This is a genomic window from Microbacterium sp. CGR2 (assembly GCF_003626735.1).
GTDB lineage: Bacteria > Actinomycetota > Actinomycetes > Actinomycetales > Microbacteriaceae > Microbacterium.
Window position 1 is genome coordinate 978,392 of sequence record NZ_RBHX01000001.1, and the last position, 26,883, is coordinate 1,005,274.

General features: G+C 65.2%; 23 protein-coding genes and 2 tRNA genes. 14 read left to right on the forward strand and 11 right to left on the reverse strand.

The features are described 5' to 3' along the window. Positions 1-56: 56 nt before the first annotated feature. The 9 genes from D7252_RS04990 to rpmH form a co-directional block, all read right to left on the reverse strand. A complete protein-coding gene (locus tag D7252_RS04990; RefSeq protein ID WP_120774379.1) occupies positions 57-1,022 on the reverse strand; it encodes a ParB/RepB/Spo0J family partition protein in 966 nt (321 codons plus the stop codon). Then, positions 1,022-1,897, reverse strand: a complete 876-nt coding sequence (locus tag D7252_RS04995; RefSeq protein WP_251050620.1) for a ParA family protein — start codon at positions 1,895-1,897, stop codon at positions 1,022-1,024. Before D7252_RS04995 ends, D7252_RS04990 begins: the two co-directional genes overlap by 1 nt. Before the next feature lie 2,293 nt (positions 1,898-4,190). Continuing rightward, on the reverse strand, positions 4,191-4,670 hold the full coding sequence (locus D7252_RS05000) for a GNAT family N-acetyltransferase (RefSeq protein WP_183055178.1): 480 nt from the start codon (positions 4,668-4,670) through the stop codon (positions 4,191-4,193). A gap of 450 nt (positions 4,671-5,120) precedes the next feature. Then, the gene (gene rsmG, locus D7252_RS05005; RefSeq protein WP_120774381.1) at positions 5,121-5,747 is read right to left on the reverse strand and encodes a 16S rRNA (guanine(527)-N(7))-methyltransferase RsmG; all 627 of its coding nucleotides are present in this window, start codon (positions 5,745-5,747) and stop codon (positions 5,121-5,123) included. A gap of 42 nt (positions 5,748-5,789) precedes the next feature. After that, the gene (locus D7252_RS05010) at positions 5,790-6,281 is read right to left on the reverse strand and encodes a R3H domain-containing nucleic acid-binding protein (RefSeq protein WP_120774382.1); all 492 of its coding nucleotides are present in this window, start codon (positions 6,279-6,281) and stop codon (positions 5,790-5,792) included. Further along, the gene (gene yidC / locus D7252_RS05015; protein ID WP_120774383.1) at positions 6,278-7,345 is read right to left on the reverse strand and encodes a membrane protein insertase YidC; all 1,068 of its coding nucleotides are present in this window, start codon (positions 7,343-7,345) and stop codon (positions 6,278-6,280) included. The genes D7252_RS05010 and yidC overlap by 4 nt, the downstream gene beginning before the upstream one ends. Positions 7,346-7,348: 3 nt before the next feature. Beyond that, on the reverse strand, positions 7,349-7,699 hold the full coding sequence (gene yidD, locus D7252_RS05020; protein WP_120774384.1) for a membrane protein insertion efficiency factor YidD: 351 nt from the start codon (positions 7,697-7,699) through the stop codon (positions 7,349-7,351). Continuing rightward, the gene (rnpA, locus tag D7252_RS05025; protein WP_120774385.1) at positions 7,696-8,052 is read right to left on the reverse strand and encodes a ribonuclease P protein component; all 357 of its coding nucleotides are present in this window, start codon (positions 8,050-8,052) and stop codon (positions 7,696-7,698) included. Before rnpA ends, yidD begins: the two co-directional genes overlap by 4 nt. Positions 8,053-8,058: 6 nt before the next feature. Continuing rightward, positions 8,059-8,196, reverse strand: a complete 138-nt coding sequence (gene rpmH / locus D7252_RS05030) for a 50S ribosomal protein L34 (protein ID WP_013584598.1) — start codon at positions 8,194-8,196, stop codon at positions 8,059-8,061. A gap of 440 nt (positions 8,197-8,636) precedes the next feature. Between rpmH and dnaA the strand changes: the two genes are divergently transcribed. The 12 genes from dnaA (at position 8,637) to D7252_RS05090 (ending at position 21,867) form a co-directional block, all read left to right on the forward strand. After that, a complete protein-coding gene (gene dnaA / locus D7252_RS05035; protein WP_374225783.1) occupies positions 8,637-9,905 on the forward strand; it encodes a chromosomal replication initiator protein DnaA in 1,269 nt (422 codons plus the stop codon). Between the two features lie 492 nt (positions 9,906-10,397). After that, positions 10,398-11,540, forward strand: coding sequence for a DNA polymerase III subunit beta (gene dnaN, locus D7252_RS05040; protein WP_120774387.1), 1,143 nt, complete (start codon positions 10,398-10,400; stop codon positions 11,538-11,540). A 67-nt stretch (positions 11,541-11,607) separates the two neighbouring features. Continuing rightward, complete coding sequence (gene recF, locus D7252_RS05045; protein ID WP_120774388.1) at positions 11,608-12,828, forward strand: DNA replication/repair protein RecF; 1,221 nt, start codon at positions 11,608-11,610, stop codon at positions 12,826-12,828. After that, the gene (locus D7252_RS05050) at positions 12,825-13,328 is read left to right on the forward strand and encodes a DUF721 domain-containing protein (protein ID WP_120774389.1); all 504 of its coding nucleotides are present in this window, start codon (positions 12,825-12,827) and stop codon (positions 13,326-13,328) included. The genes recF and D7252_RS05050 overlap by 4 nt, the downstream gene beginning before the upstream one ends. 118 nt (positions 13,329-13,446) lie before the next feature. After that, on the forward strand, positions 13,447-15,531 hold the full coding sequence (gene gyrB, locus D7252_RS05055) for a DNA topoisomerase (ATP-hydrolyzing) subunit B (RefSeq protein ID WP_183055179.1): 2,085 nt from the start codon (positions 13,447-13,449) through the stop codon (positions 15,529-15,531). 123 nt (positions 15,532-15,654) lie between these two features. Then, a complete protein-coding gene (gene gyrA / locus D7252_RS05060; protein ID WP_120774390.1) occupies positions 15,655-18,204 on the forward strand; it encodes a DNA gyrase subunit A in 2,550 nt (849 codons plus the stop codon). Beyond that, the gene (locus tag D7252_RS05065) at positions 18,201-18,605 is read left to right on the forward strand and encodes a DUF3566 domain-containing protein (protein WP_120774391.1); all 405 of its coding nucleotides are present in this window, start codon (positions 18,201-18,203) and stop codon (positions 18,603-18,605) included. Before gyrA ends, D7252_RS05065 begins: the two co-directional genes overlap by 4 nt. A gap of 130 nt (positions 18,606-18,735) precedes the next feature. Then, a complete protein-coding gene (locus tag D7252_RS05070) occupies positions 18,736-20,001 on the forward strand; it encodes a sensor histidine kinase (protein WP_120774392.1) in 1,266 nt (421 codons plus the stop codon). Then, positions 19,989-20,678: a response regulator transcription factor gene (locus D7252_RS05075; protein ID WP_120774393.1), complete on the forward strand. Its 690-nt coding sequence runs from the start codon at positions 19,989-19,991 to the stop codon at positions 20,676-20,678. The genes D7252_RS05070 and D7252_RS05075 overlap by 13 nt, the downstream gene beginning before the upstream one ends. Next, positions 20,675-21,607, forward strand: a complete 933-nt coding sequence (locus D7252_RS05080) for a DUF4097 family beta strand repeat-containing protein (RefSeq protein ID WP_120774394.1) — start codon at positions 20,675-20,677, stop codon at positions 21,605-21,607. The genes D7252_RS05075 and D7252_RS05080 overlap by 4 nt, the downstream gene beginning before the upstream one ends. A gap of 86 nt (positions 21,608-21,693) precedes the next feature. Continuing rightward, positions 21,694-21,770 (forward strand) — tRNA-Ile (locus D7252_RS05085). 24 nt (positions 21,771-21,794) lie between these two features. Beyond that, positions 21,795-21,867: transfer RNA gene (locus D7252_RS05090), tRNA-Ala, on the forward strand. A gap of 61 nt (positions 21,868-21,928) precedes the next feature. Here the strand turns inward: D7252_RS05090 and D7252_RS05095 are convergent. Beyond that, positions 21,929-22,876, reverse strand: coding sequence for a helix-turn-helix domain-containing protein (locus D7252_RS05095; RefSeq protein WP_120774395.1), 948 nt, complete (start codon positions 22,874-22,876; stop codon positions 21,929-21,931). 126 nt (positions 22,877-23,002) lie between these two features. Between D7252_RS05095 and D7252_RS05100 the strand changes: the two genes are divergently transcribed. Then, positions 23,003-24,460: an MFS transporter gene (locus tag D7252_RS05100; protein ID WP_374225761.1), complete on the forward strand. Its 1,458-nt coding sequence runs from the start codon at positions 23,003-23,005 to the stop codon at positions 24,458-24,460. A gap of 36 nt (positions 24,461-24,496) precedes the next feature. On the opposite strand, the gene D7252_RS05105 is transcribed toward D7252_RS05100, so the two are convergent. Then, positions 24,497-25,387, reverse strand: a complete 891-nt coding sequence (locus D7252_RS05105; RefSeq protein WP_120774396.1) for a sigma-70 family RNA polymerase sigma factor — start codon at positions 25,385-25,387, stop codon at positions 24,497-24,499. Positions 25,388-25,521: 134 nt separating this feature from the next. Here D7252_RS05105 and D7252_RS05110 point away from each other — a divergent pair, with 134 nt between their 5' ends. Then, positions 25,522-26,850: an FAD-binding oxidoreductase gene (locus D7252_RS05110; RefSeq protein ID WP_215110898.1), complete on the forward strand. Its 1,329-nt coding sequence runs from the start codon at positions 25,522-25,524 to the stop codon at positions 26,848-26,850. The last annotated feature ends 33 nt before the right edge of the window (positions 26,851-26,883 follow it).

Consider the following 26,883-nt stretch of genomic DNA (forward strand, 5'->3'; position numbering starts at 1 on the left):
CTCCCTCGGCGTCGATTGCCGTGAGTCTAGGCCTGCCGTCCCCTCTCGGGAACGGGTCAGCCTCGCCCGTAGCTCTCTTCACCGATCTCCGCAAGGATGCGGTTCAAGTCCTGGATAGATGCGAAATCGATCGTGACCTGCCCTTTTCGTGCACCGAGGGCAATCTTCACGCGGGTGTTGAGCCGGTCACCGAGTTTTCCTGCCACCTCGTCGAGGTAGGCGCGGCGCGCACCGGGTGTGGCTTTGGCCGTCTTTCCGGCCGCGGCGGGTTGCGACTTGGCCGCCTCTTCGGTGGCGCGCACCGAGAGGTCTTCGTTCACGACCTTGTCCGCGAGGCGCTGCATCGCCTCAGGTGTGTCGAGGCTGAGGATCGCGCGAGCGTGTCCTGCGGTGAGCACGCCGGCTGCAACTCGCTGCTGCACCGGGACAGGGAGCTTCAGGAGTCGGATCGTGTTGCTGATCTGTGGACGTGAGCGTCCGATCCGCGTTGCGAGTTCTTCCTGGGTGATACCGAAGTCCTCGAGCAGCTGCTGGTACGCCGATGCCTCTTCCAGCGGGTTGAGTTCGGACCGGTGGAGGTTCTCGAGCAGAGCATCACGAAGGAGGTCTTCGTCGGCAGTTTCGCGGACGATGGCGGGGATGGCCTTAAGGCCGGCTTCCCGGGCGGCGCGGGTGCGCCGCTCACCCATGATGAGCTCATACTCGCCGTCGGCATTCTTGCGGACCACGACCGGCTGCAGCACGCCGAATTCGCGCACGCTGTGCACGAGCTCGGCGAGGTCGTCCGGGTTGAAGTGGGTTCGCGGCTGACGGGGGTTCGGAACGATCGAATGCGGATCGACCTGCACCAGATGGATGCCGGGAACGACCTCGAGCTCGGCTTCCGGTTCGACCGTGCTCACCTGAGGCTCGCTCGGGCGGAGGTTCGCCCCCGGGAAGAACACGTCAACGGGACGCTCCGACTGATCCGCCGTGGGGATGAGGGCACCGATGCCCCGACCCAGTCCAGTGCGCTTCGCCATCATTTCTCCTTGCTCTTCGTCGCCGTGCGCGACGCGATCTCCACGGCAGCTTCGCGGTACGCGATGGCCCCGGCGGACTGCCCGTCATAGGCAATCACTGTCTGTCCGAAGCTGGGGGCCTCCGAGACCCGCACCGATCGTGGGATCACGGTCTCCAGCACCTGCGTCGGGAAGTGTGTGCGCACCTCGTCGGCGACCTGCTGGGCCAGTCTGGTGCGCCCGTCGAACATCGTCAGCAGAATCGTGGAGAGATGCAGCGTGGGATTGAGGTGCTTCTGAATCATCTGGATGCTGCCGAGAAGCTGGCTCAGTCCCTCGAGCGCGTAATACTCGCACTGAATCGGGATGAACACCTCGGATGCTGCGGTGAAGGCGTTGATGGTGAGCAGTCCGAGGGAGGGCGGGCAGTCGATGATGACGAAGTCCATCGGACTGTCGACGAGGTATTCTTCGAGGGCGCGACGGAGGCGGTGCTCGCGCGCCACCTGTGCGACGAGCTCAATCTCGGCACCGGCGAGATGGATGGTGCTGGGGGCGCAGAAGAGGTTGGGGTTCTCAGGGCTCGCTTGGATGATGTCCGCGAGCGGGAACTCCTCGATGAGGACGTCGTAGACACTGGGAATCTCTGCGCTGTGCGGCACCCCGAGGGCGGTCGAGGCGTTCCCCTGCGGGTCAAGGTCGATGACCAGGACCTTCGCACCGAGGCCGGCCAGGGCAGCGGCGACATTAACCGCGGTGGTGGTCTTTCCCACGCCGCCCTTTTGATTCGACACCGTGAGGACGCGCGTCTCCCCCGTGAAGTCGACGGAGGTGGCCTCGAGTGCGCGTCGCCGAGCGGAAAGATCCGCGAGCTCCCGCGCGAGCGGTGTATCCATCCCGAACGCTCCGTTCGATGATGCTTTTTCGGATTGTTTCACGTGAAACATCCACTCCTTTCGGGGCCGCGTTCCACTCTAATCGCTGGCGCGGACGTTGGCGGTCAGAGGCGCCGCGGAGGTCTCCACTCTGTGTCTTCCTCGCCGCGGCTGCGTCCGCTCGTCGGGCGGAAGATCCGGGCTGCGAGCATGGGCCGAGCCGCGGAGTGTGCTGCGATGTGGTGAGTGTGTGGTTTCGGCGCTTCCGCACGGGAGGTGACCTCCCGCACAGGAGGTGGCCTCTCCCACACGGTTTGTGAGCCTCCCACATGTGACTCGCGGCGTTCACAGCGCCCCAATGCGGATGCGAGCTTCACACCGGCGATCGAAGCCTTCCCTGTCTCGACGCACGAAACCCGTGACCGCCCGCGTGCGGCACTGGCGGCCTGCGCCAGGAGTAGGGCTCCAACCTGCTGCCGGGGCGTTTCCCGCGAAACCGCCGTGCCGCGTCCCCGTCGCGCGTCCGCACACCCCAGGGTGTGTCGCCCCCGATGCATTGGCCGGCTCCGCCTCAGCGGGCGCGACCTTGCACACGCGTTTCCCGTGAAACATCGCTCTGTAGGCTGCACCGGCGAGGCGCATGTCCGCCCGCGGCGCTCACCGCAAGGCGGGTTTCACGTGAAACGCTGCCCTGCAGGGCGCACCGGCGTGCGTGATCGCCCGGGGCTCTCACCGCAAGGCGCCGTTGACCGACCCGGCCGGATTCTGTCCCGCAAACCACAAACCCGCCCGCGCGTTTCACGTGAAACATCGCGTGTCGGTTCAGTGCGAAGCACGAGCCACCAACCCCTGAACCGCTCCGGTGACGTGTCGATGATGCGATCACCTCCTCGGGGGCGCGCCCTGGGAACCACCCCCTCCTCCGGCAGCCCGGGCGGATGTTGCCGGGGTATCGAGTTACCCACCGTGGTCAGCCTTCCCACCTCGCTGCGCCTGCCCCTGCTGAACCCGCGCCACGCATCAGCTGCCGCAGCTGCGCCAGATGCCCCACGTGTTCCTCGGATCCCTCACCACCCCCTGGAACCCTCACCGCACTCCTGCGATCTCTCACCGCACTCCCCCGGTGTCGCCATCAACCGACCTCGTCCTCGCCACCGCAACTATTCAGACAACTCGGCCTTCCCGGCTCCCGACCGCCCGGTCACCGAGAACCGCAGGGGCTCCACGCCTCCACTCCCTTTGACTCTGGCTAGCCGAATAGACGATTCCGGATAGACGACTAGGCGACTCCCGATAAACCACTCCGTCTAGACGGCTGGGCCTACACGACCCGGTCTAGACGACTCCGTCGAACCCTGCCATCCCGATTCAGCCAAAGAGCGGCCATACCTGGGCCCAGCCCGGGGTTCTTGTCTCGCGACCACGAAAGTTCTTGCCTCAACCCAACCCTGGCTCTTGTCTCGAGACCATCCGGTCTCTTGCCTCGAGAGCCTGCAGGGTCTTGCCCGAGGCCAATCGAGTTCCCTTGGCTGCAGCATCTGCAGCATCGCGACACACGCCGCCGCCAATCAGCCCGCTGTTCCCCTGAGCTCCGCGCCGCCGCCGTGACCCGATGAAAGGCCCGGGTCAGTCACTCGACGGCCGACCGGCGGCGCCAGTCGCCACTTTCACCGCTCAACAGCTGCCATGGCATCCCATGGTGATCGTTCGGCCCCGCGGTTTCCGAGCAATCAATGCCTCTCTGGATCCGTCCGCTCGCCGCCAGGTTGAGGTTGAATCAGCCATTCTTCTTCGGTCGACGGTTTGCACACGCTCCCGGTCTGAAGACTCCAGCCTTCCGGCGCCTGCGGTCTTCCCTTCGCCCCACCGCCTGTCGCGCGTAGCTCTCGCGTTTCACGTGAAACATGACCTGGCCGCCGGTCCCTCAACCCGATTTAGGGCTTAGGGGGACGTTTCACGTGAAACATCCACGAAGAGCATCGGTGTGGCGGGCCCTCCCAGGCGGCTCGCACTGCGATCCCGCGACAGCGACCAGTGCGCCAGCACCGCGCTGGAACGGAACGAACGCGAAAGATTCTGTCTAAGACCAGCCCTACCCCGCAGCGCGGGGTGACAGATTTCGGACGGATTCCCCTGCTGATCATCCCTCGAGCGTCAGGGTTGACTGAGTTCGCGACACCGGGTGCAGCGCTCAACCGCATCACGCGTGATCTCTCGTGCTCACCAGCGACTGCAGCATTCGAGCAAGGGACGGGGCGAGCGTCACGCGAAGAACCCCGCGGCGCCTGTGATTGCGCCAACCAAAGGGGCTGGTTCAGGAGATTGCCCCCGTCGATCTCCGGCGTGCGGGAGCGCGAGGGCGGCGAATCATGTACACATCGACCGAGTCCTCATCCTCGGCGGTGAATCCTTGGTCTTCATAAAGACGCCGGGCACGGCTCCCTTGCAGAACATGAAGTCGGAACGACATGTCGCCACCACCACTGTCGAGGGCGTGCATCAGCACTTGGCGGCCGACTCCCCTCCCTTGCGTCGGAGGGTCCAGGTAGAAATGCTCGATCCAGAAGCAGTCCGCCTCTCGCCGTACGGCGATTGAACCAACATCCTGGCCATCGACGCAGATGATTCGCGTGTTTCTCGGCACGAAGGCGTCCAGAAACCGCCTGCGGACCCTGACCGGGTCGTACCTTCCCAACCGCTTGAGGTCGGGGCGCATCACCTCGGCGCGAAGCTCAGCGATCCATTCCGCGTCTGCCTGCACGCTCTCTCTGAGACTCCACTGCACAACCACCATCCAATCACCCGTGCGCTCTCTCGATGGGCGCACTCCTTACGGCATCTTCTCGGGCGCCGGCCCCGCGACCAGAGATCGGGCCCGGGTGGCCACGTGGGCTGGTGGTACCTGCACCCGCGCGGTCGAGATGACAGCATTCAGTGATCGACGCTGTCGCCGACGCGTCCCAGAGAGTTTCACGTGAAACATCGTCCGGGGAAAACCTCTCATTGGCGAACTGTCGCCGCGCTGACTCCCGCGGTCGACGCCGCACACACGGCATGGCTACCGCGGATGACCTACCGAACAAATCACGTCGTCCGCAGCCGCGTAACTCGAGAGGCACGCATGGACACCCGCGCAACTTGTCGCTCATATCCGGACATCGCCTCGTGGCAACCATGGAAGCCGTCCAGCTGGACGCAGCCGCGTCCAGCTCAATGTTTCACGTGAAACATCCTGAGCGCGGGACTATCGAACGGTCGCCCGAACAACTCGCGTGGTCTCCGCCATGATTCCTTCGCCCAAGACCTCGACCCGCACGTTCGTCAATCGGAACTTCTTGATCTGCTTCTGCGCCGCGTCGATCTCATTCGAGGCGTTCAAGCCCTTCAGTAGCGTGAGTTCCCCACCATCCCGCACCAGCGGGGCAGTCAGAGGGATCAGGGTCCGCAGAGCGCTGACGGCCCGGGCAGTGACGATGTCGTATCCCGCCAGCGGCCGGACATCCTCCGCGCGGGACCGCACAACGACCACATTCTCGAGATTCAAAGCCCGAACCTGCTCAGTGAGCCAGGTGACCCGGCGCTCCATCGGCTCGACCAGGGTCAATCGAATGTCAGGACGCGCGATTGCCAGGACGAGTCCGGGCAGTCCGGCGCCCGATCCGATATCTGCGACGGACCCACGAAAAAGAGGTGCGGCAATCGCGCTGTTCAGAATATGACGCGTCCACAGCCGAGGAAGCTCCAACGGACCGATCAGGCCGCGCTCCTCCCCCTCCCGGGCGAGAGCTTCTGTGAAAGCGCGAGCCATCTCGATGCGATCGCCGAAGAGATCGGTCGCAACATCGGGTTCGGTCTCAAGGTCAGTCGTCATCGCGGAACACGCCGTCCGTCGAACTACGTTTCACGTGAAACATCAGCGACGACGGAGCACCGTGTGCCGGTCTGCACCTTCACCGTACGACTCCGACACGAGGCCACGATCGGCCGCAATATCGTGCACAAGCTTCCGCTCGTAGCTCGACATCGACGGAAGCGACGCCTGTGACGACCCCTCATCGAGTTTGGCGGCCGCGGCATCCACCAGCGTCTCCAGCTGACGACGTCGCACGTCACGCGATCCACCGATGTCGAGGATCAACCGGGAGAATCCACCGGTCTTGTTCTGCACGGCCAGGCGCACCAGCTCTTGCAGAGCCTGCACGGTGTCGGGAGCCGACAGGAGTGCGAGCCCGTCACCCTCCGCTTCGACCGACACGTATGCGCGGCCTTGACGAACATCCAAGTTCAGGTCGCCATCGATGTCTGCGATGTCGAGCAGCTCTTCGAGATAGTCAGCGGCGATGTCGCCCTCGTTCTCGAGCTGAGCCACCGTGGGTTCGCTGGATTCGGTCACTACCTCGCTCATGAACCGGTCCCCTTCTTCTTCGCGCGCTTCTTGCCCACCGGCTGCTGACGCTTCGGTGCCTGAGCCTTTGCCTTCTCGGCTTCTTCGAGCAGACGCTGCTGCTCCGCTTCGTACGCCGCCATCGGGACGACCTTGCCCGACGAGTCGATGGCCTTGCCCTTGCGAGCGAGGCGCTCTTCCCGCGCCTTGGCGGCCTCGGAGCCGGGTGTCGGCATCTCACGGATGACGAGGAACTGCTGACCCATGGTCCAGAGGTTCGAGATGAACCAGTACACGACGACGCCGAGCGGGAAGAAGATACCCGAGAAGATGAAGCCCAGCGGCAGCACGTAGAGCATGATCTTCTGCATCTGGTACGCCTGGCCGGTCTTGGCCTCGGGCGACAGGTTCTTCGAGATGATCTGCAGCTGAGTGAAGAACTGCGAGCCGATCATGAGTACGACGAGCGTGACCAGGATGACGATCGCGGTGGTGTTCTGCGCGTCGACAGCGTCACCGAGTGTCTCATGCAGAGACGCGACGCCGAACAGCTTGGCGTCGTAGAACTCCTGGGTGAGCTCGGGGCTCATGAGCCCCACTCCACCGACACCGTTCTCGGCGTGCTTCTTCACGTCGCTCAGCACGCTGAACAGCGAGAAGAAGATCGGCATCTGCACCAAGAGCGGAAGGCAGCTCGACATCGGCGTCGTGCCGTGCTTCTTATACAGCGCCATGGTCTCGCGGCTCATGGCCTCACGAGAGAGCTGATCCTTCTTACCGCGATACTTCTCCTGAACTTTACGGAGTTCAGGAGCGATTTCCATCATCTTTCGCTGGCTCTTGATCTGCTTGACGAAGAGCGGAATCAGCGCAGCACGGACGACGATCACGAGTCCGACGATCGACAGAACCCAGGTGAGGCCGGAGGCGGCGGGCATGCCGACCGCAGTCAACAGCGCATGCCAGGCGACGAGGATGAGCTCGACGACCCACTTCAGCGGCCAGAGGATGGTGCCGATCAGGTCGAACCCACCCCCTGCATCGGGGCTCGGAGTGTTGCTGGCGAGCAGAAGGTCAAGACCCACCGATCAGTCCTTTCGGGAAGGGACGACGAAACCGTGAGCAGTCAGGTCGTAGCGGAAGTGTTCGTGCGGACGGACGTCATCGACGCCGCCGTGGCTCCAGGGATTGCAGCGGAGGATGCGCCAGGCGGAGGCTATGGTCCCCCGCACGGCACCGTGCTGCTGCACCGCACCTACAGCGTAAGCGGAGCAAGAGGGATAGTACGCACAGACGTCTCCATACAGCGGAGAGATGACCCTGCGGTATCCGGCCAGAAAGCCGAGGACGAGATTGCGGGGTACCAGCGGGATGCTGCGCAACAGATCCCGCGACTGCATCCGCGCCGTCCCGATCGAGGACGCCGGCAGCGCGGTCACGGAGTGCTCGCAGCGGAAACCGGCGAGAGTCTGCTCAGACACCGCGTCACGTCCGCGCGCAGTTCAGCGAACGACGCGGTTGCGGACGCAGGAAGGGCACGGATGACGACATCCGTGCCCTTCGGAACCGTCGGGAGCGCTTCGGCGCAGACGGCCTTCAGCCGTCGACGTACCGTGTTGCGCACCACAGCGGTGCCTACCTGCTTGCTGATGATGAAACCGAATCTCGCGGCCCTGTTCTCGCCCGTCGAAAGCATCGACGTGAGTACCCGCGACCCGCCACAACGGGAACCGCGACGAACGACCAGGCGATAGTCGCTCCCGCGGGTCAACCGATACGGGCGGGCGAGCACAGCGGACTACGCAGAGAGCTCGGTGCGGCCCTTCGCGCGGCGAGCAGCAAGGATGCCGCGGCCGGCACGCGTACGCATGCGGGCACGGAATCCGTGCTTCTTGGCGCGACGACGGTTGTTGGGCTGGAAAGTACGCTTCGACATGGAATCACTCCGGGAATACTGCCACCGGGTTCACTGCGACCGGAGACATGGGGAACTGCCAAAAATGGCATAAGTCAACCGACTTAGGGTACGTCTTTGCGGCGCACAGAGCAAATCTGCGCGCTCACAGGAACCACGCCCGGTGCGGACCGCACAGCCATTATCCACAACCGACCGGCTGTCGGCGTACACAACACGCGCGAGGATTCTCTAGGGCGGCTTGCCGTTCACAGCCGCGGTGACTACCGTGGCAACCGAAGTTATCCACAGGGGGCACGACATCTCGACCCCGCCTCGATCCCCCGTTCCGGAGCGTCATGTCCTCACCCGCCCAGCCTGACGTACCCATCTGGACCACGGTGCAGGAATTGCTGGTCGATGACGACCGGGTCACGCCGCAGCTGCAGGGCTTCCTGAGTCTCGCCGTCCCGGCCGGCGTGATGTCCGCGACGCTCTATCTCGAGGTTCCGAATGACCTCACCGCAGCCCAGATCAACAAGCGACTGCGGTTGCCGATCATGGAAGCTCTCTCCCATATCGGCGAAGAGGTCACGTCGTATCGCGTGGTCGTCAATCACGAGCTCGCCGAACAGGCCGCAGCTCCCATGGCTGTCGCCGACTACGGCCGGCACGAGCAGATCCGCGTCGAATCGCCCATGGAGCAGCCGACGCAGCTGCGGCACGAATCTCGGCTGAACCCCAAGTACACCTTCGACAACTTCGTGATCGGTCAGTCCAACCGTTTCGCCCACGCCGCTGCGGTCGCGGTCGCCGAGGCGCCGGCCAAGGCATACAACCCGCTGTTCATCTACGGCGACTCGGGGCTGGGCAAGACTCACCTGCTCCACGCGATCGGCGACTACGCCCAATCGCTCTACGCAGGAGTCAAGGTCCGGTATGTGTCGAGCGAGGAGTTCACCAACGACTTCATCAACTCGATCGCCAACAACCGTGGTGCCGCGTTCCAGGCCCGCTACCGCGACGTCGACATCCTCCTCATCGATGACATCCAGTTCCTTCAGGGGCGAGCCGAGACGCAGGAAGCCTTCTTCCACACCTTCAACACACTTCACGATCACAACAAGCAGGTGGTGATCACCAGTGACGTCGCTCCCAAGCATCTGACGGGCTTCGAGGATCGCATGCGCAGCCGCTTCGAGTGGGGCCTCATCACCGATGTGCAGGCGCCCGACCTGGAGACACGCATCGCCATCCTCCGCAAGAAGGCACAGAGCGAAGCGCTGCACATCCCCGACGAAGTGCTCGAGTACATCGCGACGGTCGTCTCCTCGAACATCCGCGAACTCGAAGGAGCGCTGATCCGCGTCTCCGCCTTCGCGAGCCTGAACCGTTCCGCCCTGGACATCTCCCTGGCGCAGACCGTCCTCCGCGACATCATCGACACGGCCGAGGACAACATCATCTCGCCGACCGACATCATCACCGCCACCGCGCAGTACTTCAAGCTCACCGTCGACGACCTCTACGGCTCGAGCAGATCGCAGCAGATCGCGACCGCGCGACAGATCGCCATGTACCTGTGCCGCGAGCGGACGAGCCTGTCTCTGCCGAAGATCGGTCAGTTGTTCGGCAACCGCGACCACACGACCGTCATGTACGCGTACAAGAAGATCAGTGAGCTCATGAAGGAGCGCAGGTCGATCTACAACCAGGTCACCGAGATCACGACGCAGCTCGGTCGGCGCTGAACCCGAGCGGTCCGAGAAGGGGCCCGGAGCATCCGCCAGGGGTGTTTCGGGCCCCTTCTCCGTCCCCTGGCAGCGATCGCTGCCTCGGATAAATGCCTCTATGCACATGTGGATAACTTGTGGATGGATGCCTCCGAAATCGGGACGGATGTGTGGCAAACCACGAAACCTGTGGATAACTCCGGGAGGTACCCCGAATCGATGGATGCCGTATACCCGCGGATTCCTCAGGGATTCCACAAGTGACAACCGTGTAGTTCCTTACTCGCGCCTGCTTTCCACCGACTTATCCACAGAATCCACAGCGGTTAACACCGTTAAGGAGTTAAGTCATTCAAGGGTGATCCGATCACCAGACGGTGGGGAGAATCGAGGGACGAACGACAAAACCCTCGAACGTAGGGCGAGACGGGACTGTGGGGCTAGCATGGGAAGCCCTGCACCGGCAGGACCGACGACGACAAGTCACAGATCGACGACAAGGGAGCACCCGTGAGGTTTCAGGTCAACCGCGATGTCTTCAGTGAGGCTGTGTCGTTCGTCGTCAAGCTTCTGCCGCAGCGCAACCCTCAGCCGATCCTCGCCGGAGTTCTGATCGAGGCAGACGGTTCCGGTCTGACCCTCTCGGCCTTCGACTACGAAGCCTCGGCGCGCACCACCATCGAAGCCACCGTCGACACTCCGGGCACGATCCTCGTTCACGGCCGGTTGCTCTCGGACATCGCCAGCCGACTCCCGAACGCTCCGATCGAGATCGCCGTCGAAGACGACGGCGGAATCTCCGTCACCTGCGGCTCTGCCCGATTCACGCTGGCCGCCATGCCGGTCGAGGAATACCCATCGATCCCCGAGGTCTCCGGCTCGTCGGGTGTCGTCCCGGCCGACGACTTCGGTACCGCGATCGCCCAGGTCGGTTTCGCCGCTTCCCGCGACGACGTCACCCCCGTGCTGACCGGTGTCCAACTCGCCGTATCCGGCCAGAGCCTCAGCCTCGTGGCCACCGACCGCTACCGGGTGTCGATCCGCGACGTCCCGTGGGACGGCGAAGCCGTCGAGGCGAATGCTCTCGTCCCGGCGCGCACCCTGGTCGAGGTCGGAAAGACGTTCGGACACGCCGGCACGATTCAGATCGCGTTCTCCGGGGCTGGCGAGCGCGAGATCATCGCCTTCACCGCCGGGAACAAGACGGTGACGTCGTTGCTGATCAAAGGAAACTTCCCGCCGGTCCGACGGCTGTTCCCCGAGCAGACCGATCACTACGCGGTCGTCAACACCGCAGACCTGGTCGAAGCGGTCCGTCGCGTGTCGCTCGTCCTCGACCGGGCTGCTCCCCTGCGTTTCACCTTCTCGAACGACAGCGTCACGATGGATGCTTCCGGCAGCGAGCACGCCCGGGCATCGGAGTCTGTCGACGCGATCCTTTCCGGCGGCGAAGAGGTCACCCTGGGCCTCAACCCGCAGTACCTGATCGAGGCTCTCGGCGCGGTAAAGAGCGAGTTCGTCCGAGTGACCTTCACCTCGAGCGACAACGCGAACAAGCTCAGCCCGGTGCTGATCACGAGCCAGACCTCGGTCGACAAGGCGGGGCTGGACTCGTTCAAGTACCTGCTGCAGCCGAACCTCCTCCTCCGCTGATCGGCACGGCTCTCCGTCCGTGTCGTGCGCTCAGGGGAGTGTCCGACCCCGAAGGTAGGCTGACCCCGTGATCGTGGAGCACCTGAGTCTGGTCGACTTCCGCAATTACGCGACCGCAGAACTCGCGCTCCATCGCGGTCCGAATGTCTTGGTCGGTCGTAACGGGCAGGGCAAGACGAATCTCGCCGAAGCCGTCGTCTTCCTTGCGACGCTCGGCTCGCATCGGGTCTCGACAGACGCACCGATGGTGCGCGACGGAAAAGAGAATGCGATCATCCGCGCGCGGCTCGCTCATGGGGAGCGCACCGTGCTGGTCGAGGTACAGGTCAACCGACAGGGTTCCAACAAGGCCCGAATCAACGGTTCACCCTCCAAGATCAACGAGCTTCCGCGATATGCGCACGTGGTGCTGTTCGCTCCCGAAGACCTCCAGATCGTCCGAGGCGACCCGTCTGCTCGCCGCCGTTTCGCCGACCAGCTCCTCATCCAGAGAACACCGCGTCTGGCTGCCGTTCTCGGCGACTACGACAGGGTCCTCAAGCAGCGGAATGCACTGCTCAAATCGGCGCGAGCACGAGGTATCCGCGGTGAAGGTCTGAGCACGCTCGAGGTGTGGGACGAGAAGCTCGTCGCTCTGGGATCCGAGATCATCACCGCACGTCAGCGCCTGGCCGTCGATCTGCAGCAGCCGGTGTCCGATGCATACGCGGCGATCGCCGGCGCCGACCACCGCCCCGAGTTGGACTGGGCGCTGTCGGTGAGCGGTGGCGATCCTGAAGACGGAGAGGATGCCGATCACGCGACCGAGACCGACCGGGAAAGCGGGCCGAATGCCGACAAGGCCGGCACTCGCCACATCGCGGAGATGTTCCGCGCTTCTCTGGCTGCGAAGCGGACGAAAGAGCTCGACAGAGGGCTCACGCTCACCGGCCCGCACCGCGACGACCTGGTGCTGCGGGTGCGTGATCTTCCGGTCAAGGGATACGCGTCGCACGGGGAGTCCTGGTCGATCGCGCTCGCGCTGCGGCTCGCCTCGGCAGAGCTTCTGCGAAGCGAGTCCCCGGCGGGCGACCCCGTGCTCATCCTCGATGACGTCTTCGCCGAGCTCGACGCCGACCGTCGCCAACGGCTGGCCGGTCTGACCGCAGGGTACGAGCAGGTGGTCGTCACCGCTGCCGTCGAGGAGGACATCCCCGAGGTTCTGCACGCCCACGTCGTGCAGATCGACGCCGGCACGATCCGCGACGAACGCACACCAAAGGCTGATGAGGGGGGGAGAAACGGATGACTGATCCGACCCCGAAGCCCGCCACACCCGACGTACCGGAGACCGTGGCGACCTACTTGCGCCTGCGTGGATTGAAGCCGAGCTCGACCTCGTGGAAGCGCAAACGTCGCATCGTCGATGACGACAATGCTCCGTTCACTCCAGGACGCGATCCCGGCTCTTTGGGCGCCGTGCTCGACAGGCTCAGCCGCGACTCGGGCTGGCAGATCACTCTCGCGCGCGAAGATCTGGTGCGGCAATGGGCCGATCTCGCGGGCGCAGACACGGCGAAGCACTCCGAGCCGGTTTCACTTGAGCGCGGTCTGCTCACGGTGAAATGCGATTCGACCGCATGGGCGAAGAACCTGCAGTTCATGCGTGCGACGATCCTCACGGAGATCGGTCGACGCTACCCGGATGCCGGGGTGGAGAACCTCCGCTTCATCGGACCCGACGTCCCGTCGTGGAAATGGGGTCCCAGAGCCGTTCCAGGACGGGGCCCGCGCGATACCTACGGGTAGGGCACCACGCAAGGGGTCTGAAACGCTCAGAGGGCCACACGCGGCCGTTTAGCCGCATGTCGTGACGAAACCCGGCTAGAATGGGAGTTCGTGATATCGATGTGGAGAATGCCCTCTGATGACGCCTGAATCCCCCGCAGACGAGACGGAATCGACCAACGGAGGGAACCCCGCGAACGGTTCTCAGAACGAATCCACATCCGTGACACCGCAGGCGAAGCAGACCGGCGAATACGGTGCCAACGAGATCCAGATCCTCGAAGGCCTCGAGGCGGTACGCAAGCGTCCCGGCATGTACATCGGGTCGACGGGTCCGCGCGGTCTGCACCACCTCGTGCAGGAGATCGTCGACAACTCCGTCGACGAGGCCATGGCCGGCTACTGCGACACCATCATCGTCAGCCTCCTCGAGGACGGCGGTGTGCGAGTGATCGACAACGGCCGCGGCATCCCGGTCGACCCGCACTCCTCCGACCCATCCAAGTCGACGGTCGAGGTCGTCCTGACGATTCTCCACGCCGGCGGAAAGTTCGGCGGCGGGGGCTACGCGGTCTCGGGTGGTCTGCACGGCGTCGGATCCTCCGTCGTGAACGCGCTCTCCACGCGTTTCGACATCGCGGTCAAGCGTCAGGGGCACGTCTGGCGCCACAGCTTCGCCGACGGCGGACAGCCGCAGCAGGAGCTGGAGAAGGGTGAAGCCACCGACGAGACCGGGACGACCATCACGTTCTGGCCCGACCCCACGATCTTCACCGAGGGCGTCGAATTCGACTACGAGACTCTGCGCACCCGGTTCCAGCAGATGGCATTCCTCAACAAGGGCCTGCGCATCGAGCTGCATGACGAGCGCGAAGGCCACACCGAGGTCATCGAAGAAGAGGGCACCGGCGTCGAACAGCAGCGCAGCGATATCTTCCTCTACGAGCGCGGACTCGTCGACTACGTGGAGTACCTCAACAAGGTTCGTCACGCCGAGGTCGTCAACGACGAGATCATCGACTTCGCCTCCGAAGACACGGTCCGGAAGATCTCGGTCGAGATCGCGATGCAGTGGACCACGTCGTACACCGAGAACGTCTTCACCTACGCGAACGTGATCAACACGCACGAGGGCGGCACCCACGAGGAAGGCTTCCGTGCGGCGCTGACCACCCTGGTGAACAAGTACGCACGCGCGAACAACATCATCAAGGAGAAAGACGACAACCTCTCCGGCGACGATGTGCGCGAGGGACTCACTGCGGTGATCTCGATCAAGCTCGCCGAGCCGCAGTTCGAGGGTCAGACCAAGACCAAGCTCGGCAACACCGAGGCGAAGGCGTTCGTGCAGAAGGTCGTCGGCGATCAGCTGGGCGACTGGTTCGAGCGCAACCCGATCCAGGCGAAGAACGTCATCCGCAAGGCGATCGATGCGGCGACCGCGCGTCTCGCCGCGCGCAAAGCGCGAGAGACCGCTCGCCGCAAGAGCGTCTTCGAGTCTGCGGCGATGCCCGACAAGCTCAAGGACTGCACGAGCAAAGACCCGTCGATCAGTGAGATCTTCCTCGTCGAGGGTGACTCCGCAGGCGGATCGGCCGTGCAGGGTCGCGATCCGCACACGCAGGCGATCCTGGCTCTCCGCGGCAAGATCCTCAACGTCGAGCGAGCGCGTCTCGACAAGGCGCTGGGCAACAAAGAGGTCCAGGCGATGATCCAGGCCTTCGGCACGGGCATCGGCGAGGAATTCGACATCGAGAAGGCGCGATATCACAAGATCGTGCTGATGGCGGATGCCGATGTCGACGGTCAGCACATCACCACGCTGCTGCTCACCCTGCTGTTCCGGTACATGCGCGGGCTCATCGAAGCCGGCTTCGTCTACCTGGCCATGCCGCCGCTGTACCGCCTGAAGTGGACGAACTCCGCCCACGAGTACGTCTTCAGCGACGCCGAGCGCGATGCTCTGCTCAAGTACGGGCTCGACAACGGAAAGCGCATCCCGAAGGACGCAGGCATCCAGCGTTACAAGGGTCTCGGCGAGATGAACGCCAAGGAGCTGTGGGAGACCACCATGGACCACAGCACTCGCACGCTCCGCCAGGTGACCATCGAAGATGCGGCGGCCGCCGACGAGATCTTCAGTGTGCTGATGGGCGAAGACGTGGAGTCTCGACGCAGCTTCATCCAGCGCAATGCCAAGGACGTCCGCTTCCTCGACATCTGACATGCGTTTCGTCTCGCTTCGCTCGCTCAACGACCGTGATTCTGCTCCGGTCGTCGAGCGAGGAGCGAAGCGAAGAGATGAGACGCCACACGTGGATACCTCCTCATAAACGAGAGACTGACTATGACTGACGAACAACGCCCCGAGCCTGAGCACGACCACGGCAAGATCGACCAGGTCGACCTGCAGTCCGAGATGCAGCGCAGCTATCTCGACTACGCGATGGCCGTCATCGTCGGCCGTGCCCTCCCGGATGTGCGCGACGGACTGAAGCCCGTGCACCGCCGTGTGATCTACGGCATGTACGACGGCGGCTTCCGTCCCGACCGCTCGTTCTCCAAGTGCGCCCGTGTCGTCGGCGAGGTCATGGGTCAGTACCACCCGCACGGCGACTCCGCGATCTACGACGCGCTGGTCCGCCTGGTGCAGCCGTGGTCTCTGCGGTATCCGCTGGCGCAGGGTCAGGGCAACTTCGGCTCCCCCGGCAACATGGGTGCCGCGGCTCCCCGTTACACCGAGACGAAGATGGCTGCCCTCGCGCTCGAGATGGTGCGCGACATCGAAGAGAACACCGTCGACTTCCAGGACAACTACGACGGTCAGACCCAGGAGCCGACGGTTCTCCCCGCTCGGTTCCCGAACCTGCTCGTCAACGGGTCCGTCGGTATCGCGGTCGGCATGGCCACCAACATCCCGCCGCACAACCTGCGCGAGATCTCGGAGGCGGCACTCTGGGCGCTCGACAACCCCGGCATCAGCCGCGAAGAGCTGCTCGACGGTCTGATCGCCCGAGTTCCCGGTCCTGATTTCCCGACGGGCGCGCAGATCCTCGGCACCAAGGGTGTGCAAGAGGCATATCGCACGGGCCGCGGTTCGATCACGATGCGCGCGGTCGTCAACGTCGAAGAGATCCAGGGCCGCACGTGCCTGGTCATCACCGAGCTCCCCTATCAGGTGAACCCCGACAACGTGGCGGTCAAGATCGGTGACCTCGCCCGTGACGGCAAGATCACCGGCATCGCCGACATCCGCGACGAATCGTCGGACCGCACGGGTCAGCGTCTCGTCGTCGTCCTCAAGCGGGATGCTGTCGCCAAGGTCGTGCTGAACAACCTGTACAAGCACACCCAGCTGCAGGAGAACTTCGGCGCGAACATGCTCGCCATCGTCGACGGCGTGCCGCGCACGCTGGCGATCGACGGCTTCATCACGAACTGGATCGCTCACCAGATCGACGTGATCGTGCGCCGGACGCAGTTCCGCCTCAGCGAGGCTGAGAAGCGGATGCACATCCTGCGTGCGTACCTGAAGGCGCTCGACGCGCTGGATGAGGTCATCGCGCTCATCCGTCGCTCACAGACCACGCAGGACGCGAACGAAGGACTGCAGAAGCTCCTCGACATCGACGACATCCAGGCGGACGCGATCCTGCAGATGCAGCTCCGTCGCCTGGCCGCGCTGGAGCGTCAGAAGGTCATCGATCAGGCCAACGAGCTCGAGATCCAGATCGCCGACTACAAGGCGATCCTCGCCGACGAGGGGCGCCAGCGCACGATCATCCGCGAGGAGCTCACGGCGATCGTCGACCGCTTCGGCGATGAGCGCCGCACGCACATCCTGCACGGCTTCGACGGCGACGTGTCGATGGAAGACCTGATCGCCGAAGAGGAGATGGTCGTCACCGTCACGCGTGAGGGCTACATCAAGCGCACGCGCAGCGACAACTACCGCTCCCAGCACCGTGGCGGCAAGGGCATCAAGGGTGCTCAGCTGCGTGCCGACGACATCGTCGAGCACTTCTTCGTGACGACGACCCACCACTGGCTGCTCTTCTTCACCGACAAGGGCCGCGTGTACCGGGCGAAGACCTATGAGGTGCCGGAGGCGGGTCGTGATGCGAAGGGCACGCACGTCGCGAACCTGCTTGCTCTGCAGCCCGACGAGAGCATCGCCCAGGTTCTCGACATCCGCGACTACGCGGTCGCCGACTACCTCGTCCTCGCGACGCGTGACGGGCTGGTGAAGAAGACGCGTCTCGATGCCTATGACACCAACCGCCAGGGCGGCGTGATCGCGATCCGTCTGAACGACGAGGACGAACTGGTCAGCGCACTCCTGGTCGACGCTTCCGAAGACATCCTCCTGATCAGCAGCCGCGGGATGTCCGTGCGGTTCAGTGCGACCGATGAGGCGCTGCGCCCGCTCGGCCGTGCGACCGCCGGCGTCAAGGGAATGAAGTTCCGGGAGGGCGACAGCCTGCTGTCGGCATCCGTAGCCGTACCGGGCCGGTTCGTGTTCGTGGTCACCGACGGGGGCTACGCGAAGCGCACCGCCGTCGAGGAATACCGCGTGCAAGGACGTGGTGGATACGGCATCAAGGTGGCCAAGCTGCACGACGAGCGAGGCACCCTCGCCGGCGGTCTCATCGTCTCGGATGACGACGAGGTCTTGGTGGTTCTCTCCAGCGGCAAGGTGGTACGCTCTGCCGTGGCCGAGGTGCCCGCGAAGGGCCGAGATACCATGGGAGTGGTGTTCGCACGCACGACGGAAGCAGACCGCATCCTCGCCATCGCCCGCAACGGTGAGCGTGGCCTCGCAGAAGACGAGGCCGAGACGGACTCCGACGAGGCCACCGAGACGACACAGACCCCTGAGGAAAGCACGGACGAATGAGCACAGTAGCCGACAAGCTGGCGAAGAAGTCCACACGCAAGACCAGCGGCAAGCAGGTCCGCCTGCGCCTGGTGTACGTCGACTTCTGGTCGGCCGTGAAGCTCTCCTTCCTCGGCGCGGTCGCCCTCGCGGTCGTCACGATGGTGTCGTTCTTCCTCATCTTCCTGGTGCTGCAGGCGACGGGCATCATGGCCACCGCTGACGAGTTCGTCCGCAGCTTCACCGACGGAGCGATCCCGCTCTCCGAGGTCGTCGGTCTGCCGCAGGTGATGGCGTTCGCCGCCGTCGTCGCGATCCTCAACCTCATCGTCTTCACCGTGCTCGGCGCCGTGATCGCCGGAATCTACAACCTGGCCGTTAAGGTCACGGGCGGATTGCTCGTCGGCTTCATGTCGAACTGACCGAGTCGAACGGAGGGGCGGGTGCTTCGGCATCCGCCCCTTCGCTGTCTCCTGACCTTCCGGAAAACCCGAACTCGAGAGTCCGGTTGCCTCGGTGTCGGGGCGATGCACGCGCCCGCACCTTGGAACCATGACCACACAGACAGCGCCCACGCAGCCGGAGTCGGCCGCCAAACCGCCGCTGCGCATCGTCCTCACGATCCTGCATCTGGCAGGCATCGGAGTCATCGGCGGCATCATCTTCACCATGCTCGGGGGTCTTCTCGGTACCGGCCTCGGGCTTCTCTTCGCCGCCGGCATCGGCCTGGTCCTTCTTGTCGGCCTCGTGTACGCGCTGTTCGGCGTCGGCTGGTTCGAGATCGCCCGCGTCGGTGCGCTCTACCGCACGCCGATCGCTCCGCTGCGGTTGCGGCCGCGCGAGCGCCCGGGATTCGGCGGCTGGTTGCGGTCGCTCGGACGGCAGGCGATCGATGGCCGGATGTGGCGCGCAGTCGCCAACTTCGCGATCGTCGCGATCATGGGTGCCATCGTCCTCCGTCTCTTCTGGAGCATGGTCTGGTCCGTGTTCATCGCCTTCGCGCCTCTGACCGACGCCGACGTGGTGTCGGGACCGTTCGGCGGCAACATCGCCGTGGAGTGGGCGCCGCTCGTCGGCATCCTGGGTCTGGCGGCGTCGGCGGCCGGCATCCTCGGCCTCGCTCTGCTTCACCGCACGCTCTCCCTGGCTATCGTCGTCCACAGCCGCGAAGCAGAGCTGACCGAGCGCGTCCGGACCACCACGGCTCAGCGTGCGGGCGCGGTGCGCGCCGCGGATGTCGAGCGCACCCGCATCGAACGAGACCTGCACGACGGGGTCCAGCCGCGCCTGGTCTCAGTGGGCATGACGCTCGGCCTCGCGCAGCAGAAGATCGACAACGACCCGGATGCCGCCAAAGAGCTCATCTCCGAGGCGCACACCTCCACCAAGGCCGCGATCACCGAACTGCGACAGCTCGCCCGCGGAATCCATGCTTCGGTGCTCGACGACCGGGGGCTGGACGCGGCACTGTCGGCCCTCGCCGGACGCTCGCACATCCCCGTGCACCTCGATGTCCGGATGGACGGGCGGTGCAGCCGCGAAGCGGAAGCTGCGGTGTACTTCTCGATCGCCGAGTCCCTCACCAACGCCGCGAAGCACTCGCGGGCGAGTGAGGCCAGAGTGATGGTCCGACTGCGCGAGGGCAACACCCTCTGGGCACGGGTCGAAGACAACGGCATGGGCGGCGCGCAGGTGCAGCCCGGCGGCGGTCTCGATGGGATCGCCAACCGCATCCTCGCGGCCGGCGGCACCTTCCGGCTCGACAGCCCGATCGGCGGACCGACGTCTCTGGAGGTGAACGTACCGTGCGCATCCTGATCTGCGAGGACTCAGTCCTCCTTCGCGAAGGTCTCGTCCGTCTGCTGGAGGACGCCGGGCATGAGGTCGTGGCCGCCCTTCCCGACATCGAGGGTCTCACCGAGGCCGTCGCGACGACGGATCCTGAGCTCTGCATCCTCGACGTTCGACTCCCGCCCACGTTCACCGATGAGGGGATCCGCGCCGCGCTCGGACTGCGGTCCACCCACCCGACGCTCGCGATCCTCGTGCTCTCCCAATACGTCGAAGAGCGATACGCGTCGGATCTGATCGCCGCTCAGGGCGGTCCGCTCGGTTATCTGCTGAAGGATCGCGTCGCCGACGTGGCCGAATTCCTCGGCTCGGTGCAGCGCATCTCCGAAGGAGCGACCGTGCTCGACCCCGAGGTCGTCGCGCAGCTTCTCACCCGGCGTAATCGCGACGATCGGATGCTGCGCCTTACGGAGCGCGAGCGCACCGTCCTGGCATTGATCGCCGAAGGGAAGTCCAATCAGGCGATCGCCGCTCTCCTCTTCCTCTCGGAGGCGAGCGTGGAGAAGCACATCACGTCCATCTTTCAGAAGCTGGGCTTCGAGCAGGGCGAATCGGGTAACCGCCGTGTGCTCGCCGCCCTCGCACACATCGAGAACAACGGTGGCCCCACGCCGCCGACCGGCCAGACAGGAGTGGCACGATGACCACCGAGCAGAACGACTTCCGGGGCGAGCACACGCCGCCCACTCCCCCGCCGCCGGCACCCGCAGCGCCCGTGGGAACGCCGCCGGCACAGTACGCTCAGCCCGCCGTGTCAGGTCCGTCTTCCGGCGGAACGTCCGGTACGACGGCGATCGTTGTGCTGACCGCTGTGGTCGGCGGCATCGCCCTCCTGGGGTCCGGTGGTGCCGCTGCGGCCGCTGCCGCCGGTGACCTCATCAGCTCGAGCCGGCCCGGGTCGACGCAGACGATCGATATGGATGGCATCTCGGGGATCGACCTGGACGTCGATGCGAGCGACATGCGCATCGAGTTCGGCGACGTGGATGAAGCGGAGCTCGCCATCACGAACGGACGTGGTCCCGCCTGGACCTTCGAGACCGACGGGGACGAGCTGATCGTCCGCAGCCCCGACACATGGGGCTGGTGGTTCGGCAACTGGTTCGAAGACGACGAGATAGCCGTCCTCACCCTGCCGGAGGGGCTGAGTGACGGGAGCCTCGACGGTGATCTGCGTCTGGATGCCGGAAGTCTCGATGTCGTCGGCGAGTTCCACCACCTCGGGGTCGAAGTCAACGCCGGAGCGCTCGATGTGGAGGGTGCCGCCGAGAGCCTCGATGTCGACATGAGCGCGGGTCGCGCCGACATCATGCTCGATGGGGTCGATGAAGCCGTTCTGGGCGTCGCTGCAGGCGATCTCAACGTCGAGCTGACGGGTGCGCCGCCGTCGCAGACCCTCATCGATGTGAGTGCCGGATCAGTGGACCTGACGGTGCCGGATGTGTCATACCTGATCACGCAGGACGTGAGTGCGGGCTCTCTCAACGCGAAGGTCGACCAGTCCGGAAGCGGGAACCGCACGATCGACGTGAGCCTTTCTGCGGGCAGTGCGACGATCCGTCCTGGGCGCTGAGCGCGACCGAGCGCGGGGACTCTCCCAGGGTCCTCGCGCTCGATTCGGATTTTCCGTCTTTCTCCGGTAAAGTCTTGGAGGTTGACGGGGCTATAGCTCAGGCGGTTAGAGCGCTTCACTGATAATGAAGAGGTCCCAGGTTCAAGTCCTGGTAGCCCCACCATTCAACTCAAGAAAAACCCCTCACGGGGCCTTAGCTCAGTTGGTAGAGCGCCTGCTTTGCAAGCAGGATGTCAGGAGTTCGAATCTCCTAGGCTCCACAGATACGACGCCCGGCCGCTGCTTCCCGCAGCCGCCGGGCGTCGTGCATGAGGCCGGTGTTCACAGGCCGGTCTTCCAGCTCTTCTCCCGAGACGGCGCTGTTTCCACACCTGTTAACAAAGGTGTTAACAACTCCGCAGATGGGGTCAGCGTTTCCGATTCGCGGAGGTCTCGACCCAGGAGCTGCAGCGCCTCTTCCGCCGGTGAACCTGCTTCTGGCGTGAACAACAGCACGCGGTGCAGCGAATCATCCGGCGGAGTGAGCACTTCGAACGCGAGCTCGAAGTCGCCCACGTCGGGGTGGTGGAACAGTTTGACGCCCGACACGCAGACGGCGACCGGATGCCGCGACCACAGCGCGCAGAACTCCGGACTCTTCAGGGTCAGCTCGCCGACGAGCGCGGCCAACTCCGGGTCATCGGGATTCTTTGCCGCGAGCACGCGAAGCGAGGAGACCGCACGTTCGGCCTCTTCGCCCCAGCGGCCGTACAGCTCACGAGTGTGTGCGTCAAGAAAGATCATGCGGGTCATGTTGGGCCGGTCGTTGGGCCCGTCCGGGCTGTCGACATCGAAGTGTCCGGCGACGAGCCGATGGCCCAGCGCGTTCCACGCGAGAACCTCACTGCGACGTCCGATGATCACGGCGGGAATGTGGGGGAGCGAGTGGATGAGGCGCAGGGTGCCCGGCCGAGCATGGTCGGCTCTGGCGGCTGCCTTTCGTCGGGGTGAGCCCTGAGGTCTGGCCAGATCCATGAGGTGGGTGCGCTCGTCGGCAGTGAGGTTCATCGCCCTGGCGATGGCGGAGATGACGGATTCGGATGCGTTGACGCTGAGTCCCTGCTCAAGGCGGGTGTAATACGTGGAGCTCACGCCGGCGAGCATGGCGAGCTCTTCTCGTCGCAGGCCGGGAACGCGTCGGATGCCGTACCCCGTCAGCCCGACATCCTCGGGCTGCAACACGGCTCGTCGGACGCGGAGGAACTGCCCCAGTTCGCTCTGGTTCGTCATGCCCTCATTCTGCTCCACGTCTCGGGCAATGTGCCTATCCCTGCGAGTGGTACCCATGAGCGGGTCTCGTTGCCACGAGCGCGGAGCGGAATGGTTGCAGAAGTCGTCACGAAAGAGAGGCTTCTCATGACCACCGATGCATTCGCCGCCCCGGCGTCCCCCGCCGATGAGCAGTCGCCGGAGCACACACCCACGATGTCGAGGCGACAGCGCATCGCGCTGATCGTCCTTCTCACCGCCGGCTTCACGCTGGCAGTCGACTTCTCGATCCTCAACGTCGCGCTTCCGACCATCGGCGCCGAAGTGGGGTTCGCCCTGGAGAATCTGCAGTGGATCGCCACCGCTTTCGCACTTTTCTCCGCGGGCTTCACTCTGTTGATGGGTCGCGTCGCCGATCTGGCCGGTCGCCGGCGGATGTTCCTCATCGGCATGGCGCTCCTCGGCGCCGGGTCGCTCGCCGGTGGCCTCGCCACGTCGCCCGAGCTGCTGCTGATCGCCCGAGTCGCCCAAGGATTCGCCACCGCCATCGTCATCCCCGCTGCGCTCGCTCTTCTTCTCGGCGCGTTCCCGGAGGGGAGAGCCCGTGCCAGGGCACTCGGCATCAACGGCTCTCTCATGGCTGCCGGCTTCACGACCGGCGCCATCCTCGGTGGCCTGCTCACCGACCTGCTCTCCTGGCGCTGGGCCTTCCTCATCAACGTGCCCATCGCCCTGGCGGTACTGATCGTCGCACCGGTCGTGTTGCGCGAGAGTCGCGCTACCACGCGCACGAGACTCGATGTCCCCGGTGCGATCACGGTGACGCTGGGTCTGCTCGCCCTCGTGTTCGGTCTGACCTCCGCCGCGGAGGAGTCCTGGACGAGTCCGCGCACGGTGGTATCGCTCGCCGCTGCCGCCGTGCTGCTCGCCTCGTTCGTGCTCGTGGAACGCCGGGCGGCGTTCCCGCTGGTGCCGCTGGACATCCTCACCAGGTCCAGTGTCTCCTGGGGAAATGCGGCAGGTCTCCTGGCCTTCGCGACCGAGACCTCACTCGTGTTCCTGCTGACGATCTACCTGCAGGAGGTCCTGCACTACACACCTCTCGCGGCGGGCCTTTCGTTTGCCGTGCTCGGGGTCGGAACGGTGATCGGTGGACTGCTCGGCCCGAGGATCATCGCGCGGTTCAGCAGCAAGACCGCGATCGTCGGTGGTTTGGTCGTGCAAGGACTGTCGACCCTGCCGCTGGTGCTGTTGTCCGATGACCCGGCCTCCATCTGGCTCGTGCTGAGCGCCACGTTCGTGGGAGGCGTCGCCAACCTCGTCGTCATCGTCGGTTTCATGGTCACCGCCACCTCTGGCCTGGGTGCGAACGAGCAGGGCCTGGCCACCGGCCTCACGACCATGAGCCAGCAGGTCGGAATCACGCTGGGCACCCCGATCATGAGCGCAGTACTCGCTGCGGTCGTCCTGGGCAGCACCGTGGCCTCCGAGAACGCAGTCCTCGCGGGCGTGTCGGCGGCCATCTGGGTGAACGGCGGGTTGGCGCTCGCCGGGGCGCTCGCTGTCGCCCTCTTTCTGCGGCAGAGCACCCACCGACTGCGGTGACCGCGGCAGGATCGCGATGTGCTCGGCGAGGTCGGGTCAGATGGTGATGTCGAGTTCGCGCACGTCGGCGGGATTTCCGACGACTTCCATGCCGACGATCCTGCCGTCTCTGAACCGGATCACGTACGCGGCGTGCACTTCGCCATCCGGCGCGTAGACCGCTCCCGGCCATCCGCCGATCAGAGCCAGTCGCGCCTGCTCGGCGCGACCCGCGAACACGCGGGCGACGGCGTCGGCGCCGCGAACGACAGGTGCGAGCAGGGGTGCTCCGGCATCGACGTAAGGGGATGCCGCGGAGATGACGGCGGCGTCCGCGCGAAGTTCGACCTCGGGGTCGAGGAGTTGGAGCAGTTCGCCGAAGTCCCCTTCGCGGGAGGCCTTGAGGAAGGCGGTGACCGCGTCGGCCCGCTGCATCCGCTCAGCATTCACGTCGACACTCCGCACCCGCCGCCGCGCTCGTGACGCCAGCTGCCGCGCCGCGGCGGGGGAGCGTTCCACGATGGGCGCGATGTCGTCGTAGGAGAGCGCGAACATGTCGTGGAGGACGAATGACAGCCGCTCGAGCGGGGTCAGGTAGTCGAGGACGACGAGCATCGCCTGACCGATCTCTTCGCTTCGGGCGGCGGTCGTCTCGGGGTCTGCCTCGTGGCCGTCATGCAGGGGGAGGTCTTCGTCGAGTTCGTCGCGTGGCGCCCCTCGCCCGCGGAGGATGTCGATGCTCACGCGCGACACGACGGTCGTGAGCCACGCATCGAGGTTGTCGATCTCATCGGCATCCGCCCGGTCCAGTCGCAGCCAGGTCTCCTGCACGGCGTCGTCCGCGTCCCAGAAGGAGCCCAGCGTCCGGTAGGCGATGGCACGGAGGCGGGGCCGTTGAGCGTCGAAGACGCTCGCGAGCCGGGATCCGCGGGTGGCGACGTCGCTCATGGGCACTCATTCTCTCGGTGCTGATCGGATCTGTCACGTTTCGTGCATCCGAAACGACTCATCAGTGAAGGACGTTCTCGCATCGGCGTGACGCCCGTGACCACTCCAGCATCCTCTGACCGGAAGGTATTCCCGTGAACGCGCGAATCGCATCGACTTCATCCCCCCTCGATCTCTCACCGCTGCGGCGTGCCGTCCGCGGACAGGTCACGCTTCCGGGCGACCCCGGGTTCGATGAACTCCGTCTGCCGTGGAATCGCGCCGTGGAACAGCGGGTGCGGGCAGTGGTCGAAGCGGTGGATGCCGACGATGTCGTCGCGCTCGTCCGCTTCGCCGACGAGGCGAACATCACCATCGCGACGCAGCCCAATGGGCACGGCGCTTCCGGTCGTACGACGGATACGATCCTCCTTCGCACCGGACTGCTCGACGAGATCCACGTGGATGCCGAGGCGCAGACGACGCGGATCGGCGCCGGCGTACGGTCGGGGCAACTGCAGAAGGCGACTGCCGAGCACGGCCTCACGGCACTGCCAGGCAGCTCAGCGGTGGTCAGCGTGACCGGGGTCGCTCTCGGCGGCGGGTTGAGCTGGTTCGGGCGTGCATTCGGCTGGGTCGCCGACAGTGTGCGGGCGTTCGACGTGGTGGATGCTGACGCTCGCCTGCGGACGGTCACGGCGGTCAGCGATCCGGACCTGTTCTGGGCGCTGCGCGGCGGGGGAGGGGACTACGCCATCGTCACCGCGCTGGAACTCGACCTCCACCCCGCCCCCGAGGTCTTCGGTGGTCGTCTGTTGTGGTCGGGTGAGCACGCGCGCGCCGTTGTCGACGCGTTCCGCGCGGCGACACGTACCGCACCCCCCGAACTCACCCTGTGGCTCGAACTGCTGCACTTCCCGGGTGGAGAGCCGCTCGTGGCGATCGACCTCACGTACCTGGGCGGAGAAGAAGAGGCGCGTTCTCACCTCGGGGCGTTGGGCGCCCTCCCTGCTCCGCTCTCCGACACGCGCCGACGGATGAGCGTCGCCGAGCTCGGCACCATCACCGGAGAGCCGACCGACCCGGGGGCTGGCCTCTCCCGGGGCGAACTCGTCGAGAACCTCGACGACGACACGGTCGAGGCCCTGCTCTCGTCGCCGATCGCGCCGTTGATGAGCGTCCAGGTGAGACACCTCGGGGGCGCCTTCTCCCAGCCGTCCGACACCCCGCACGGGCCACTCACCGCCCCGTTCGCGGTGTACCTGTTCGGCGTTCCGGGCGTGACGGGGTCGGCAGACGAGATCACCGAGAAGCAGGCGCTGGTGGCCCACGCCCTTCCGGTGACGGGTCGGAAGCCCGTGACGTTCCTGAACCCCGCGGAGCGGCTCTCCGATGCGCTCCCTCAGGAGAGCATCGGACGCCTGCGTCGCATCAAGGCCGATCAGGATCCGCGCGGGCTCTTCCGCAGCAACTTCCCGGCGTAGTCCCGGACCCGGCAGACGGCCCAGATGCTGTCA

Excerpts from the sequence above, each read along its gene's own strand:
- D7252_RS05010 (WP_120774382.1), bottom strand. The coding sequence starts at position 6,281 with ATGAGCGAGGTAGTGACCGAATCCAGCGAACCCACGGTGGCTCAGCTC.
- D7252_RS05050 (WP_120774389.1), top strand. The coding sequence starts at position 12,825 with ATGACTGATCCGACCCCGAAGCCCGCCACACCCGACGTACCGGAGACC.
- rpmH (WP_013584598.1), bottom strand. The coding sequence starts at position 8,196 with ATGTCGAAGCGTACTTTCCAGCCCAACAACCGTCGTCGCGCCAAGAAG.
- D7252_RS05095 (WP_120774395.1), bottom strand. The coding sequence starts at position 22,876 with ATGACGAACCAGAGCGAACTGGGGCAGTTCCTCCGCGTCCGACGAGCC.
- dnaA (WP_374225783.1), top strand. The coding sequence starts at position 8,637 with ATGTCCGCGACGCTCTATCTCGAGGTTCCGAATGACCTCACCGCAGCC.
- D7252_RS05080 (WP_120774394.1), top strand. The coding sequence starts at position 20,675 with ATGACCACCGAGCAGAACGACTTCCGGGGCGAGCACACGCCGCCCACT.
- D7252_RS05070 (WP_120774392.1), top strand. The coding sequence starts at position 18,736 with ATGACCACACAGACAGCGCCCACGCAGCCGGAGTCGGCCGCCAAACCG.
- D7252_RS05065 (WP_120774391.1), top strand. The coding sequence starts at position 18,201 with ATGAGCACAGTAGCCGACAAGCTGGCGAAGAAGTCCACACGCAAGACC.
- D7252_RS05105 (WP_120774396.1), bottom strand. The coding sequence starts at position 25,387 with ATGAGCGACGTCGCCACCCGCGGATCCCGGCTCGCGAGCGTCTTCGAC.
- D7252_RS05000 (WP_183055178.1), bottom strand. The coding sequence starts at position 4,670 with ATGGTGGTTGTGCAGTGGAGTCTCAGAGAGAGCGTGCAGGCAGACGCG.
- D7252_RS05100 (WP_374225761.1), top strand. The coding sequence starts at position 23,003 with ATGACCACCGATGCATTCGCCGCCCCGGCGTCCCCCGCCGATGAGCAG.
- rsmG (WP_120774381.1), bottom strand. The coding sequence starts at position 5,747 with ATGACGACTGACCTTGAGACCGAACCCGATGTTGCGACCGATCTCTTC.
- gyrB (WP_183055179.1), top strand. The coding sequence starts at position 13,447 with ATGACGCCTGAATCCCCCGCAGACGAGACGGAATCGACCAACGGAGGG.
- D7252_RS04995 (WP_251050620.1), bottom strand. The coding sequence starts at position 1,897 with ATGGATACACCGCTCGCGCGGGAGCTCGCGGATCTTTCCGCTCGGCGA.
- D7252_RS04990 (WP_120774379.1), bottom strand. The coding sequence starts at position 1,022 with ATGGCGAAGCGCACTGGACTGGGTCGGGGCATCGGTGCCCTCATCCCC.
- gyrA (WP_120774390.1), top strand. The coding sequence starts at position 15,655 with ATGACTGACGAACAACGCCCCGAGCCTGAGCACGACCACGGCAAGATC.